Annotated in this window: 12 protein-coding genes and 1 tRNA gene; 6 read left to right on the forward strand and 7 right to left on the reverse strand. The window is 47.2% G+C overall.

Features of this window, described 5'->3' with window-relative positions:
* Window positions 1-259 precede the first annotated feature (259 nt).
* Genes XMM312_RS05725 through XMM312_RS05735 form a run of 3 tightly spaced genes read right to left on the reverse strand, consistent with a single transcriptional unit; the run spans window position 260 to window position 2576 of the window.
* Window positions 260-919 carry an aminodeoxychorismate/anthranilate synthase component II gene (locus XMM312_RS05725; RefSeq protein WP_173488953.1) on the reverse strand — a complete coding sequence of 220 codons (660 nt, stop codon included), beginning with the start codon at window positions 917-919 and terminating at the stop codon, window positions 260-262.
* A 14-nt stretch (window positions 920-933) separates the two neighbouring features.
* A complete protein-coding gene (locus tag XMM312_RS05730; RefSeq protein ID WP_173488821.1) occupies window positions 934-2328 on the reverse strand; it encodes an anthranilate synthase component I family protein in 1395 nt (464 codons plus the stop codon).
* Window positions 2325-2576 carry a Trp family transcriptional regulator gene (locus tag XMM312_RS05735; protein WP_173481000.1) on the reverse strand — a complete coding sequence of 84 codons (252 nt, stop codon included), beginning with the start codon at window positions 2574-2576 and terminating at the stop codon, window positions 2325-2327. Before XMM312_RS05735 ends, XMM312_RS05730 begins: the two co-directional genes overlap by 4 nt.
* A 115-nt stretch (window positions 2577-2691) precedes the next feature.
* Between XMM312_RS05735 and XMM312_RS05740 the strand changes: the two genes are divergently transcribed.
* Window positions 2692-3405, forward strand: coding sequence for a YebC/PmpR family DNA-binding transcriptional regulator (locus XMM312_RS05740; RefSeq protein WP_173488822.1), 714 nt, complete (start codon window positions 2692-2694; stop codon window positions 3403-3405).
* Window positions 3406-3770: 365 nt separating this feature from the next.
* Here XMM312_RS05740 and XMM312_RS05745 read toward each other — a convergent pair.
* Window positions 3771-3858 (reverse strand) — tRNA-Ser (locus XMM312_RS05745).
* A gap of 303 nt (window positions 3859-4161) precedes the next feature.
* On the opposite strand from XMM312_RS05745, the gene XMM312_RS05750 reads away from it, so the two are divergent.
* The 3 genes from XMM312_RS05750 to XMM312_RS05760 all read left to right on the forward strand — a co-directional run bounded on the left by XMM312_RS05750 (window position 4162) and on the right by XMM312_RS05760 (window position 8003).
* Entirely contained in the window at window positions 4162-5139 is a 978-nt protein-coding gene (locus XMM312_RS05750; RefSeq protein ID WP_173488823.1) for a calcium/sodium antiporter, read from the forward strand.
* Between the two features lie 197 nt (window positions 5140-5336).
* The gene (locus XMM312_RS05755) at window positions 5337-7163 is read left to right on the forward strand and encodes an ATP-binding protein (RefSeq protein ID WP_173488824.1); all 1827 of its coding nucleotides are present in this window, start codon (window positions 5337-5339) and stop codon (window positions 7161-7163) included.
* A gap of 12 nt (window positions 7164-7175) precedes the next feature.
* Complete coding sequence (locus tag XMM312_RS05760) at window positions 7176-8003, forward strand: phosphate/phosphite/phosphonate ABC transporter substrate-binding protein (protein ID WP_173488825.1); 828 nt, start codon at window positions 7176-7178, stop codon at window positions 8001-8003.
* 225 nt (window positions 8004-8228) lie between these two features.
* Here the strand turns inward: XMM312_RS05760 and XMM312_RS05765 are convergent, their stop codons facing one another.
* Together XMM312_RS05765 and XMM312_RS05770 are read right to left on the reverse strand one after the other, a co-directional pair.
* Window positions 8229-9821 (reverse strand): ATP-binding protein, encoded by a 1593-nt coding sequence (locus tag XMM312_RS05765; protein ID WP_173488826.1) that lies wholly within the window; start codon window positions 9819-9821, stop codon window positions 8229-8231.
* Window positions 9822-9885: 64 nt separating this feature from the next.
* Entirely contained in the window at window positions 9886-10773 is an 888-nt protein-coding gene (locus tag XMM312_RS05770) for a DMT family transporter (RefSeq protein WP_173488827.1), read from the reverse strand.
* 159 nt (window positions 10774-10932) lie between these two features.
* On the opposite strand from XMM312_RS05770, the gene XMM312_RS05775 reads away from it, so the two are divergent.
* Window positions 10933-12063: an aminotransferase class V-fold PLP-dependent enzyme gene (locus tag XMM312_RS05775; RefSeq protein WP_173480990.1), complete on the forward strand. Its 1131-nt coding sequence runs from the start codon at window positions 10933-10935 to the stop codon at window positions 12061-12063.
* Window positions 12064-12318: 255 nt separating this feature from the next.
* On the opposite strand, the gene XMM312_RS05780 is transcribed toward XMM312_RS05775, so the two are convergent.
* On the reverse strand, window positions 12319-13449 hold the full coding sequence (locus tag XMM312_RS05780; RefSeq protein ID WP_173488828.1) for a HupE/UreJ family protein: 1131 nt from the start codon (window positions 13447-13449) through the stop codon (window positions 12319-12321).
* Between the two features lie 24 nt (window positions 13450-13473).
* On the opposite strand from XMM312_RS05780, the gene XMM312_RS05785 reads away from it, so the two are divergent.
* Window positions 13474-14268 carry a DUF4198 domain-containing protein gene (locus XMM312_RS05785; RefSeq protein ID WP_173488829.1) on the forward strand — a complete coding sequence of 265 codons (795 nt, stop codon included), beginning with the start codon at window positions 13474-13476 and terminating at the stop codon, window positions 14266-14268.

The raw sequence follows: 14268 nt of genomic DNA on the forward strand, positions 1-14268 counted from the left end.
GTATGTACTTCTGCGTTTGTTATAGTCTGCGTCATGGTCCGTCTCCTTTGGATAAAAGTGTGGTAACTAATATCCTGGCACATTGTGATGCCGTTTAAGAAGCGGGACGGACCATCCCATTAGACCCCTTTTTTTTTGGAGCGTTGGAGCGGTCTTGAAAAGGCCGCGATTTTATCGCCTCATCTTCGATAAGGCTCCTACGAAGAGCTTCGCCTCATCTAGGATAAGGCTCCAACAAAGCTCCCTCGACAATGTGGGCTTAAACAAACAAAAAGTTGCGAATCAGCTCTTTACCACCTTCGGTCGCAAAGGACTCTGGGTGGAATTGAATGCCGTGTATTGGATACTCTTTGTGCTTAACACCCATAATCTCAAAGGCACCGCCTTGGCGGATTCGATCGATGTTGGTCAGGTCGTTCTGCTGTAGCTCACCGACAGCTGCAGTGACCTCTAAACAGTCTGGAATCGATTCCGACTCTGCAATGAGAGAGTGGTAGCGCATCACCTCAAGTTGATCGGGGATATTTTTGAATACACCCTCGGCGTTGTGGGTGATCGGACTGATCTTGCCGTGCATCGGCAGTGGGGCTTTCACCACCTTTCCACCAAAACAGTGGACTATGCCTTGCATACCTAAACAGACGCCCATTAATGGCGTCTCTTTGCCTAGGCTGGTTATCACATCAGCACAGACGCCAAAATATTTAGGGTCATCCGGTGAGCCAGGGCCGGGCGAGATAATGATTCTATCTGGGTTGGCCTGGCGAACAGCCTCAACATCGACCTCATCGTTGCGTTTTACAATGATCTCAAAATTATCCAAGTTGCCTGCGAGGTGCTCAGCTTCAAGAATCTCGCCAATGAACTGGTAGAGGTTGTAGGTGAAGGAGTCATAGTTATCGATGATGTAAACCTTCATGGTTGTTGAGTCGGTCACGCCTGTACCTCCACCATAAATTGATCCAGTACTTTTTTAGTACCGGCAAACTTGCGACGAATCTCTTCGTACTCATCTTCCGGATTAGAGTCGTAGACATTACCACCACAGGTCTGCACATACGCCTGTTCACCGTTGGCAAATACCGTGCGAATAGGAATGGCAAAGGTACAATCACCATTGAAGGAGAAGTGACCGACTGCACCTCCATAAGGGCCCCGGCCATCTGCTTCCAACTCATCAATGATCGTCATCGCCTCAATTTTTGGCGCGCCTGTCAGTGTGCCGGCAGGGAAGTTGCTGGCTAAAGCAGAGAACATGTCATGCTCATCAGAGATAATGCCGACAATCTCACTTGAGATGTGTTGGACATGACTGAATCGTTTGATGTCCATAAGGTTGCGCACTTTAACCGTACCAAAGCGTGCCACTCGACCGATGTCGTTTCGATGTAGATCGACGATCATATTGTGCTCGGCAATCTCTTTAGGATCGTTGAGTAGGGCGCGAGCTAACTGCTGATCTTCAACGGCATCGGCGCCACGTTTTGTTGTGCCGGCCAGTGGGAAGGTCTCCATTTCACCCTGACGTAAGCGGAAGAGTAGTTCGGGGCTTGCGCCAATTAGCTTCTGCTCACCAAACTTTACGTAGTACATCTGCGGCGATGGGTTCACTTCGCGCAATTGTTCGTAAATGTTGATGGTGTCACCCTCGAGGCGGAAACGCTTTTTAAAGCCCACTTCCGTCTGGAAAATCTTACCCTCAATGATGTCCTGTTTAACCTTCATAACAGCATCAGCATGATCTTGTTGGGTCATGGTATCGCCGAGGTTGTAGATCTTCAGCGGGCCATTGGCAGGGCAGTCGGAAGCGAGAATCTCATCGACCAACTCAATGCGGCTATCAGTGTAGTAGAAGTAGAAAACTTCACCGGTCATTTTGTCGAGAATTAGACCGTCTTTAAAAACACCAAAACGGAAGATATCGAACATCTCACTGTGTTGTAGGTTCAGTGAGGGTTCAAAGTAGTTCATACAGTCGTAACCGATATAGCCGGTCAAACCACCCGCATATTTTCGCGAGATGATGTTTTGAGGAACGATCTCACGTAGAAGGTAATATGGGTTTTCACTGGCGTAAGACTCGCGGTTGCCCTGGCGATCCTCGATATGAAGATAACCTTCGTCGGCCCACAAAATCTGCTCAGGATCAAAACCGATGATGGAGTGGCGTGAGATGTAACTCTCTTCACCCAAAGATTCGAGCATCACGCAGTTATCAAAGCGCTTTTCGATCTTCTTAAACAGTTGGAAAAAATCGATGTCGGCCGCCATTTTGACGTATTGAGGTTTTCGGGGAAGCTCAATTTTGGCCGGTTTACGGTTAATCATTCGTTACCTTCTTTGGCTTTCAATGCGCGCGAACCGCGCGTCACAGTCGCTATACCTACACCTAGCTGTTTCGCAATTTCGCGTTGGGGAACACCATCCTCTAAAAGTCGGAAGATCTGTAATCGTTTACTGATCTCTGTGACTTCACTGGGTGTTAACAGTTCCTGCAGCGCAACGGAAAGTGTCTCTTCGCTTTGACAAGAGAAGAGGTGAGTAATGAGTTGATCAAAATGGCTAGATGTATTCATGTACTAGTACGATAGCACAATGCTTTTCCAGTGAACAGCGCTTTTTAGGATTGTCTGAAGGGCGCTAGGGGATTAAACTGTCGCCTCTTTTTTGAACTACTGGAGTGACTTCCCGATGGGTCGTGCGTATCAAAACCGAAAAGCCTCGATTGCTAAAACTTCTGACCAGAATGCTAAGGTCTACAGTCGTTACAGCCGTGAAATTTACATGAGTGCCAAATCCGGTGGTTCGGATCCCAATGCTAACCTCTCTCTGCGTAGCTTGCTTGATCGTGCTAAAAAAGATCAGGTACCTGCGCACGTTATCGATAAAGCGATCGATAAAGCGCAAGGTGGTGGCGGTGAAGACTTCGCACCTGCTCGATATGAAGGTTACGGCCCAGGCGGCTCAATGGCGATCATTGAGTGTCTAACTGACAACCCGAACCGTACCTTTGGTGATGTTCGTCAAGCGTTTACTAAGACTAAGTGTAAGATTGGTAACCAAGGTGCCGTAGCGCACATGTTTGAACACGCTGCGGTATTTGTATTCAAACACGATGATGAAGACGCTGTGCTTGAAGCACTGATGGAAGCCGACGTTGATGTAACCGATCTAGAGAACGAAGAGGGCATGCTAACCGCCTTTGTTGCTCCTACCGACTACTTCAAAGCTAAAACGGCTCTAACTGAGATGGGCATCACGGATCTTGAAGTAGAAGAGATCCAGTGGGTACCTAACAGCTACACAGAGATCAGCGAAGAAGATCAGGTGTTGTTTGATAAGTTCTTAGGCATGCTAGAAGATCTTGATGATGTTCAGCACGTTTACCACAACGTTCAACTGTAAAGAATGACGTTGAATGAAGGCTCCCTAGGGAGCCTTTTTTGTTGGAATAAGCCTTATGTTGGAGCGATCTTGTAAAGGTCGCGATAGTACTTGCGCTTTTGTTGGAGCGGTCTGGTAAAGGCCGCGATGATGCCAATCGCCTCATCTGCGATAAGGCTCCAACAAAAAGCCCCGCTTGTGCGAGGCTTTTTGATTTGGATGGCGGTTGAGGAGGGATTAACTCGCGACATCCCTGTCGCTCGGGCTCTGCCCAGCTTCGCTGTTCAAAAACGCTATCCTGCGTTTTTGTCGAACCCTCTGGTCGGGTTCTTATCCAAACAACCCAAAGCAAAAAGCCCCGCTTGTGCGAGGCTTTTTGTTTTGGATGGCGGTTGAGGAGGGATTCGAACCCTCGATACGTTGCCGTATACACACTTTCCAGGCGTGCTCCTTCGACCACTCGGACACTCAACCTAAACTTTAATTTGGCACAACACTTTCCAGGCGTGCTCGTTATTCGCGTCTCCTGACACTCACCCCTTTGGGGTCGGACTTCGTTCGTTCAAAAACGCTATCCTTGCGTTTTTAATCGACCACTCGGACAACTGACCTAAACTTTTTATTGGCACATCACTCTTCAGGCGTGCTCTTCAACGCGAGCGCGGATTCTAGCAAAGATGGTTTAAATCACAAGGGTTTATCGCGGCTTGTGCTGTTACTGTGGGTGGTTTCGTTTAGAATACACACAGATTTAATATTTTCATTAGGAACTGATTGATGTTGATGCCTATCTTGGCTGTGGTTGCGGGTCTTGTGTTACTGGTTTGGAGTGCCGATCGTTTTGTCGATGGGGCGGCTGCTACCGCTAAACATTTGGGTATGCCAACCTTATTAATCGGCATGGTCATTATTGGGTTTGGTACCTCTGCACCTGAGATGGTGGTTTCTGCTTTAGCTGCTTCCCAAGGAAACCCTGGCTTAGCCATTGGTAATGGCTTTGGCTCAAACATCACTAATATAGCGTTAATTTTGGGGATTACCGCGCTGTTAAGTCCTATCAGCGTTAAGTCCAAGATTCTTAAGACGGAGCTTCCGTTACTCGCCCTTGCAACTCTGCTTGTCGGTGCGTTGATCTACGATTTAGAGATCACTCGTTTTGATGCTTTTCTGATGTTGTTTGTGTTTGCGCTGATCATGGGCTGGTCGATCTACTCCAGCATGAGAGCCAAAAACGACACACTCTCTGCGGACTTTGAATCTGAGTTTGAAGATGACGACTACCTGCCGTTAAGTCGAGCGCTTTTCTGGTTGGTGTTAGGCTTGGTGATTCTGATTGCTAGTTCACGCCTGTTGGTTTGGGGCGCTGTCGATATTGCGATGGCTTTGGGTGTTAGTGATCTGATCATTGGATTGACCATTGTAGCGATAGGCACTTCGCTGCCTGAGCTAGCTTCGTCAATCATTGCGGTGAAGAAGAACGAGCATGATTTAGCCTTGGGTAACGTCATTGGATCTAACTTATTCAATACGCTTGCCGTTGTTGGTATAGCCGGTGCTATTCAGCCTTTGGGTATTGAAGCTGCAGCTCTCTACCGTGATTGGACCATCATGGGCGTGTTAACTCTGTCCCTGTTTGTTCTGGGTTACGGAGTGTTGGGGCGTCGTCGCATTAATCGTGTTGAGGGTGGGTTGTTAGTGGCCGTCTATATAGGTTATGCGGGTTACCTTTTCTATACGCTGTCTGCTTCGTTTTAACGCTTAATTCGCTTCGCCCTTTGGGCTATTACTACACTTATCATCGCGGCCTTTGCTAGACCGCTCCAACAATTTCTATCGCGGTCTTAAAAAGGCCGCGATAGCTTTACATACACACTCCAGCATCTAATAAGTTGGCACGATACTTGCTCTAAATTTACTAACGAAAATTTGTAGAGAGCAGTATTTTTAAGTTTGTGTCCAAGTTAAGTATTGGTGCTAAAACCATCATTGGTGTGGCGTTAATCGAGATCTGCGCCTTCTCTTTCTTGATTCTGACAGAGTCAGCCATTGTTCATGATACGAATAAAGCGCTTTATGAAGAGTCTGCACGAGACATATCAGAGCTCTTTGCCTCGTCCATCACCAACGCGGTCATCAGCTTTGATATTGCCGAGATAGAATCGGCCATTTCTCAATTCATGCAGCGTGAAACGGTATTGGGCGTTTCAGTTATAGCAGCTAATGATCGAGTCATGGCGAGCCAGACACAGAGTGAGCTTAGTGGGCTTGAATCCATATACGATGTTCAGATGCCTATTATTATTGATCAACAATCCTTTGGCTGGGTGGAGTTTACCTATGGCATCTCAATCGTTGACGATAACTCCAATTTTGCCAAACTGTTAGGTTTTCAAATCGCGATTGGCGGGCTTCTGTTGGTAGCTTTCTTTTCATACCTGCTTGGTCGATACCTGACTTGTCGCATACGAGAGCTCTCTAAAAGTGTCGAATCGATTGCCAAGGGTGACCTAGATACTGAGGTGAAGATTATTGGCCATGATGAGATCTCGCAGTTTGCTAAGCTGCTTGAAGGGATGCGCAAAGAGTTAGTTGAAGCTCGTACACTTATGGCTCAAACCCAGGACAATTTAGCGCAGCAAGTCGAAAGTAAAACCAAAGAACTTCAGCAGGCGCTTACACTATCGGAAGAGTCCAAACAGCGTGAAGCCGATGTGTTTGCCATTTTAGGTCATGAGATCCGCACGCCCATATCGATCATCATGATGGAGTTAGAAAATAGAGAATCTATTAATCTCAATCGCATCCGCTCGAATGTTGAACATACTCTATCGCTTATTGATGATATGAGCTTGGTCGCACGAGCGGGTTCTGGTCGTGATATGAACGTCGATTCAGTCGATTTGGGTGAGCTATTCAGTGGTCTTATTACCAGCTATCGACAGCAAGCCTATGCACATGGAATTCGTTTAGTCGATGAGATGGCGCTTACCGGGACGCAGGTTAAAACATCAGAGAAGGCGCTGCGTCAAATCGTCTCAAATCTAATGCGAAACGCCATCATTCACAGCCAGTGTAAAACCTTATCTATCTCGGCCGATCTGCAACGCATTAACCCAAACTTTGCACGTCTTGAAGTCTCTATTACCGATGATGGTAAGGGCATTAAGCCAGAGCTTCAGGCTCGGGTGTTTGAGAGCTTTACTAGAGGTGATAGCCAGACTGAGGGGACCGGTATTGGACTCAGTGTCTGTAAGGAGTTGGTGACTAATATGGGCGGGGAGTTGGTGTTAGAGAGTGACGGGAAAACGGGTAGCCGTTTTACCTTTACACTCTCATTGGCGATTGAAGAGGCTAAGAGTTCTTTGCCAACATCTGAGTTACCTCAGATGGAACTCTCAGTGTTAGAAGGATTATCCGTTTTGGTCGTTGAGGATAACCTAACAATACAACTGTTAACCAAAAAGATGCTGGAATCAAAAGGCGCATCGGTTGTGACCGCCTCTAACGGGGATGAGGGTCTTCAAAAAGCTAAATTACAAACCTTTGATCTTATGCTGTCTGACCTAATGATGCCGGTCATGGATGGAGATGAGATGATTAAAACCCTGAGGTCTATGGATGTTGATACACCCATTATCGGTGTAACAGCGGCAACCATTGGAGGAGAGCGAGATCAGCTATTAAAAGCAGGTGCTGATCTTGTGTTGGCAAAACCATTAAAAATCGACAGCGTCGAGGCGTTTTTGCACTCTCAATCTGTCAAAATCGTTAATAGTTAAGAGGAATGAGTGATGAATAAGTTATTAAAGCGTTTTCTGTCAGTTGGCGTTTTGGCGACGGCGATTAGTGGTCAAGCTTGGGCAGAGACGTTCACCTTTGGTGTTGTCCCTCAGCAATCAGCAACCAAGTTAGCTAAAGTGTGGGGGCCTGTTCTTAAGCATCTAGAAGATAAAACGGGCATGCAGTTTCAGTTTGCTACCGCTACCGATATTCCTACCTTTGAGCAGCGTTTAATGGACGGTGTGTATGACTTTGCTTACATGAACCCCTACCACTTCACCTTCTTTAATGAGCACAAGGGTTACACTGCGCTTGCGCATCGAGCGGATAAGAGAATTCAGGGTCTTCTTGTTACGCGTACCGACAGCTCCATTACTGAGTTAAGCCAGTTAGAGGGTAAGGAGGTCGCTTTCCCTTCGCCAGCAGCCTTTGCGGCTTCGTTGGTTCCACGTGGGGAGTTGGCAAAAATGGGTATTACTATCACCCCCCGTTATGTCAGTTCGCATGACTCAGTTTATTTGGGTGTGTCTCGTGAGTTTTTCTTGGCCGGAGGCGGCATAGGACGCACGTTTAATAACTCTAAAGATGATATTAAGAGCCAATTAAAAGTTCTTTGGAAAACCGAAGAGTACACCCCCCATGCCTTTGCTAACCACCCAAGAGTTGATGCCGATATAGCCAAGAAAGTTTCAGCGGCATTGGCTGATATGGGTAATTCTGAAGAGGGTAAAGCTGCGTTATCAGGTTTAGGTATTCAATCGCTTAGAGCCGCTAATGACAGTGACTGGGATGATGTACGAGCGCTGAAGCTAACGCTGTTGGATAGTCTGTTGGATTGATCGATCGCGGCCTTTTCAAGACCGCTCCAACATAAAAAGATTTCGCTCCGTTGGAGCGGTCTTAAGAAGGCCGCGAACTTAAGAAAAGATTTCGAACCGTTGGAGCGGTCTTGAAAAGGCCGCGAACTTAAGAAAAGATTTCGAACCGTTGGAGCGGTCTTAAAAAGGCCGCGAACTTAAGAAAAGATTTCGAACTGTTGGAGCGGTCTTAAGAAGGCCGCGAACTTAATCCAAGCGAAACCTGAGCTGGAAAAGTGCGCTCGGTTTCGCTCTAACCAGCTCAATATCACCATCCATGCTTTTCATCAGGGTTTGCACCTTAAAGAGCCCTAGCCCCGTTCCAGCTCCAATCTCGCGTGTGGTAAAGAAGGGATCAAAGATGTTGTTGATGTCTTGGGTCTCTATACCCATGCCATTATCTTCGATCGTCAGTTTAAGTTCTGAACCCTCTCTTTCACATTGAATGTTTACCAGGGCCTCTTTCTCCGGGGGAACAGCCTGAAGCGCATTGGTGACAACGCCCGATATAGCATCCATTGCTAAGCGTGCATTCGCTCGAACAAATAGAGAGTCGGGCAGTTGAATCAGTATCTGACAATTGCCTGCAGAGCGATCAGGTAACTGCTGTACAGCTTGTTCAGCGCTTTGTTCAACGAGGCTTCGTAGGTTGACCAACTCTAACTCTGACTCCTCTCTGTTTAACTCCAGATTACGAAGTTGCGAGATGATCAGTGTTACCCGCAAAATAGCCGCTTCGGACTCATCTATCAGTGATGGATAATCTGATGAGAGGTAATCAAAATCTGCTTTATCAAGGATTGGATTGAGCTGTTCAGGATTCATCGACTCTTTTTTAATCTGCTCTATCGCGCTGACACACTGCTCTATGTAATCGCGCAGGGTGTCGATGTTAGAACGGACAATTGATAGCGGGTTATTCACCTCATGGGCAATGCCTGACGCTAGAACCCCCAGTGAGGCCTGTTTTTCAGCAGCAATCAATTTGGCTTGTGCGGCTTTGATTTCATGATTGGCTAATTCAAGCAGATGGTTTTTTTCTGATAGCGCTAGAGTTCGCTGTTCAACTTTGTTTTCTAGCTCTTCATTTAAATTACGCAGCTGCTGCTCTAAGGTCTTTTCCTGTTCGCGCGTCGCTTTGAGGGTGGAGCTCATTCGGTTAAAAGCGGTTGCCACGACATCGATTTCGTCGTTTCCTTTAACCTCTATTTGAGTCCTAAGTTCGCCTCGGCTAATGGTCTCTGCAGCATCACGAAGCAGGGAGAGCTTATTAATCAGATAGCGTCCCAAGACAAAAGAGAAGATTGCCACTAATACCATTTCTAAAGCGGCAATGGCGTAACTCCAACGTTTAGCCTCTTCAATCGTGTTGAGTATAGGGTAGATACTAAACCCGACCTCTACCATGCCGTACTGATCGCCTTCGACCTCGATGACCGCTTTTGCATCAAAGATACCGTCATCAACCTCTGACGCTTCTAGGTCAATGTCACCCGGAGAGATGGTATCGGATTGAGTTAAGATGCGACCCTGTTGATCGAGAACACGCGCGTACAGAATGTCGTCACTTTTCATGACCTCATCGACAAACGCATTCAGAGAGGCTAGATCATAAGCTAAAACAGCGTCTTTAACGGTAATCGCAAAGAGTTGTGCCGTCGCGTTAGCACGCTTGTTCATCTCGTTGAAGTTCGTATCACGAATAAAACCGAGCATCATAACGATCAGCGTGATCAGAAGGACCGCTTCGATAGCAGCTACCCCTAAGATCGTCTTAGTTTTAATGGAGTTTCGAATCAACGCGCTGTCTCAATAAACATCTGTTTCTCATTCGTTAACTATAGTCTATAGATCCTGACTTGTTTTACTTCTTTTGTAGTAGAGAAAATATACGCCCATCTATAACAAGCAGTCCGAAACCAATGAACAAACCTCCCGTCACTTGAATCAGTGTAATGGTCTCATTAAGAACACTGATACCTAGCAGAGTGCCGCTAATAGGAACCAGAAGGGTGACCAGCATGGCGTTAGCGGCACCTGCTTTACTGATTAACTCAAAAAAGAGTATGTAAGCAAAGGATGTTGAGGCCACCGCCAGCGCTAATATTGAAGCGATCACGCTGAAAGAGGGTAGCGTTTCGGGTAATTTGGTTGAGGTCAGTATCAGTACTGGAATCATGATAAGGCTTGAGGCGCTAAGCTGGCATGTCGCAGACTGAATCGAGTTGCGTCCGGCGAGGTGGCGTTTCGCCCATAATCCTGAAAAACCATAACTTACGGTCGCTAAAAAGCTTAGCAGAACTCCCAGAGGATCGGTATGGAGAGCTAATTGGGTTAGGCCGCTAAGCAGCGCGACTCCCAATACGCCCAACAGACTACCAATGACTTTATTGGGTTTGAGTAACTCCTCTTTAAATAGGGCTAACACAATAAAGGTGCAGATCGGTGTCATGGCGTTGATGATGGAGGCCAATGAGACACTGATCAGTGTTTGTGCATAAAAGATGAAGGTAAAGGGGATAACGTTATTGAGCAGCCCCATTGCAAAGAATTTCTTCCAGGTATCAACATCTTTAGGAAGCGGAACTTTGAAAAGAGGCAGCAGGCTTAACATCACCAGTGCTGCAATCATCACCCTTAAAAAAACCAGTAGAAGGGGATCTATCTCTTGAACGGCAATACCGATAAATAGAAACGAGCCACCCCAAAGCAGCGACAGTGTGAAAAGATTGAGCAGTTGTGAAGTAGGCATCTAATCGGTTGATCTCTATTTATTTGCAAGCTTAGCCATCATAAGGGAACCGATGGTTGTTCACCTAGGATTACATCATGTGACTTTGCCTGATTATGCCTTGATTCAAAAACGGTTCTTTCGCATTATGTGCTCAATAATTATTGATAAGGACAGACTATGTCAGGACTACTGCCAAACGTTGATCCAGATGGATTGCTAGAATTCTCGGTTGTTTACACAGACCGTTCCCTAAACCACATGTCGAATGCCTTTCAGCATGTCATGCGTGATCTTTCGGGTCAGTTAAAATCCGTCTACAACGCCGATGCAGTTGCGATCATTCCTGGTAGCGGTACCTTTGGTATGGAAGCGGTGGCTCGACAGTTTGCTAACGGCAAAAAAGCGATGGTGATTCGCAACGGTTGGTTTAGTTACCGTTGGACTCAAATTTTTGAGATGGCTGGCTTGCCTCGTGAAGAGTTGGTTTTAAAAGCCCGTTTTGATTCAGACGATGCGCAAGCGCAACTCTCGCCGTACCCAATTGAAGAGGCGGTGGATGCCATTCGTAACGAGCGTCCAGATGTGGTCTTTGCACCACACGTCGAAACCTCGGCCGGTATGATTCTGCCTGATGAGTACATTAAAGCGGTTGCGGATGCGGCTCATGAAGTGGGTGCGCTGTTTGTTCTGGACTGTATAGCTTCAGGTGCTATCTGGGTTGATATGAAGGCTCTGGGTGTTGATGTGCTCTGCAGTGCGCCACAGAAAGGGTGGAGTGGTTCACCTTGTGCGGGCCTTGTGATGATGAGTCAACGAGCTCGTGATGCGATCGAGAATACCACTAGTAACTCCTTTGCTTGCGACCTTAAAAAGTGGCTTCAGATCATGGAAGCTTACGAAAACGGTGGCCACGCCTACCATGCCACTATGCCTACCGATGGTTTGCGTCAGCTACGTGATGTAATGGCCGAGGCTGAGAAATTTGGCTTTGCGGAACTGAAAGCGGCTCAAGCACGCTTAGGTAAAGAGGCTCGAGAACTACTGGCATCACGTGGCATTAAGAGCTTAGCGGCTGACGGCTTTGGAGCGCCTGGTGTCATCGTTAACCACACGACCGACAGCGATATTCAAAATGGCTCTCGCTTTGCACAAGCAGGTTTCCAAATCGCAGCGGGCGTGCCACTCATGTGTGATGAGCCGGAAGGCTTCTGTACCTTCCGTATCGGTCTGTTCGGTATCGATAAGTTAATGAACGTTGATCGTACGTTGGATTACTTGAAAGAGGCGCTGGATAAAGCGGGTCTTTAATCGTTGGAGCGGTCTTACCAAGGCCGCGATCCTATTCTTCGAGGTGTCTGGCTTCAGCCTGACACCTAATCGCCTCATCTTCGATAAGGCTCCAACAGGTCGCTTCGCACTCCGTGCTAGCTCCTACGATTGGGTTCGTCACTGTTGGAGCGGTCTAGAATAGGCCGCGATGCTCTTCTTCGAGGTGTCTGGCTTCAGCCTGACACCTATTCGCCTCATCTTCGATAAGGCTCCAACAGGGCGAAGCGAACAGCTTTAATAAAACACCCGCTCTACAAACCAAATCGCTCCAAGTAGCGAAATCCCCAAACTTAACGGTACGCGTACCCATCGATTCCAAAAGGCTTTGGATGAGAACCAGTATCCAACCAGCAGATGCGCAATCACAAGTGTTGCGAGTTGCCCGAGCTCCACGCCAATATTGAAGGCGATTAAGCTCTCCACGAAGCTATCCGACTGTAAGCCGATTTCGCGTAGCACACCCGCAAATCCTAGTCCGTGTAACAATCCAAAGCCAAAGACCAACCCAATTCGGGATTTAGAGACTCGATCTTTAAACAGGTTTTCAATGGCAACATAGACAATCGACAGGGCGATCAGAGGCTCCACAATGTATGGGGGTATGTTCACAAGCCCTAAAATGGCCAGTGCTAAAGTCAATGTATGCGCGGCTGTGAAGGCGGTGACCTGCCACAGAAGATCTTTAAGACGTTGACTTAATAGATAGAGGCCGAGCACAAACAGAATGTGATCAAGGCCTAAGGGTAATATGTGTTCAAAGCCCCGCTTTACGTAATCCAAAAGCCCTTGGCGCTTCAACTCAAGACGACTTAAATTGATCGATTCTGATTGAGTGCCAGCGGCTACCCAAGATGCCCCTTTGATCTCACCCTGTTCACTTAACCGGACGACGGCATCGCTATAGGCCTCTGGCCAGCTGAAGGTGATCTCTGACGAGGTTGATTCGACAGTAAAGCGGTAGGTGACCAAAGATTGGCGGGCCAGATCAATATCGGGTTGATCGATAACGGCTAGATCAGAGCTAAGGAGTGATTTAGGTACTGGCCCATCTGTTGAGGCGAGTGTGATCTGATTAAACAGCTTAGCAACGAAGGGATCTGCTTTAGTTGACAGTTCAGCAGTGGGCAGTGCTCTTAATTGATTATACTGCTCAGCGGTGGGGGCGTTATCAGTATCCGCATGTTCAGTCCCGATTTCGCTCATCAGAGCCTCTAAGTTGGTATCAACACGCATTTCCAAACTATTGTCGGGTAATACTTCCATCTCAATGATGGTTGGAGTAATTTCATGGGCTCGGCTTAACGTGCTGACTAATAATAGTAGAGTGCCAAGAAGGCCAAAATAGAGACGAGCACGTAGAGTCATTGAATTTCCTTAACGGAGCTGGATGTGAAAATAGTTAAACCATTAGCACTGATAGTAGCGATTAGTTCATCGTTCGCAAGTGCTCATGAGCAATGGTTAGAGCCTAGCCAGTATCAGATACGTCCGAAAGCTACGATAAAAGCGGATATCCGGATTGGGCAAAACTTCAAAGGGTACGCCTATCCCTACCTTGAACATGAGACAGCGCAGTTCATTGAGCGGGATGCAGCTGGTCTGCGTAACGTTGATGCCATCACCGGAGATAAGCCGGCTTACACCTCTAAAATGCCAGAAATGGGTTTTCGCTGGGTGGCGCTTGAGTCTAAGGCCTATGACCTAACCTTTGATAGTGAGAAGAAGTTTGTCGACTATATCAACGGCGAAGGCCTCAAGTGGGTGCTCGATTGGTATCAGGAGCAGGGTAGGTCCAGAGAGGGTGTAACAGAGACCTACTATCGCCATGCTAAAACACTCTTTTCTGTTGAAGGCAGTGAAGAGGCTGAATGGCTAACCGAACCTTTGGGTCACCGTTTGGAGCTGATCCCGGTTGCATCCTTCACCCAGTGTTCCACCGCCCCCACATTCCAACTCTTATGGCAGGGTAAACCGCTTGAGGGCGCCCTTGTAAGACGGTTTGTTAAAGGTAAACGCGGGACAGAACAGTACCGTACTAACCAGAATGGTAAAGTAAGATTTACTGCACAAGAGGGTCCATTTTTAATCAATGCCGTTCGTATTGATTACGGATCTGAACCAAGAGCTAAGGGTAAGGATTGGGTCAGTGATTGGGCCTCTTTAACTTACCAGTGTCAAAAATAA

The sequence above is a fragment of the Marinobacterium sp. xm-m-312 genome (genome assembly GCF_013283295.1).
In the GTDB taxonomy this organism is placed as follows: domain Bacteria; phylum Pseudomonadota; class Gammaproteobacteria; order Pseudomonadales; family Balneatricaceae; genus Marinobacterium_E.

Excerpts from the sequence above, each read along its gene's own strand:
- XMM312_RS05780 (WP_173488828.1), bottom strand. The coding sequence starts at position 13,449 with ATGACTCTACGTGCTCGTCTCTATTTTGGCCTTCTTGGCACTCTACTA.
- XMM312_RS05725 (WP_173488953.1), bottom strand. The coding sequence starts at position 919 with ATGAAGGTTTACATCATCGATAACTATGACTCCTTCACCTACAACCTC.
- XMM312_RS05770 (WP_173488827.1), bottom strand. The coding sequence starts at position 10,773 with ATGCCTACTTCACAACTGCTCAATCTTTTCACACTGTCGCTGCTTTGG.
- XMM312_RS05740 (WP_173488822.1), top strand. The coding sequence starts at position 2,692 with ATGGGTCGTGCGTATCAAAACCGAAAAGCCTCGATTGCTAAAACTTCT.
- XMM312_RS05735 (WP_173481000.1), bottom strand. The coding sequence starts at position 2,576 with ATGAATACATCTAGCCATTTTGATCAACTCATTACTCACCTCTTCTCT.
- XMM312_RS05750 (WP_173488823.1), top strand. The coding sequence starts at position 4,162 with ATGTTGATGCCTATCTTGGCTGTGGTTGCGGGTCTTGTGTTACTGGTT.
- XMM312_RS05730 (WP_173488821.1), bottom strand. The coding sequence starts at position 2,328 with ATGATTAACCGTAAACCGGCCAAAATTGAGCTTCCCCGAAAACCTCAA.
- XMM312_RS05760 (WP_173488825.1), top strand. The coding sequence starts at position 7,176 with ATGAATAAGTTATTAAAGCGTTTTCTGTCAGTTGGCGTTTTGGCGACG.
- XMM312_RS05775 (WP_173480990.1), top strand. The coding sequence starts at position 10,933 with ATGTCAGGACTACTGCCAAACGTTGATCCAGATGGATTGCTAGAATTC.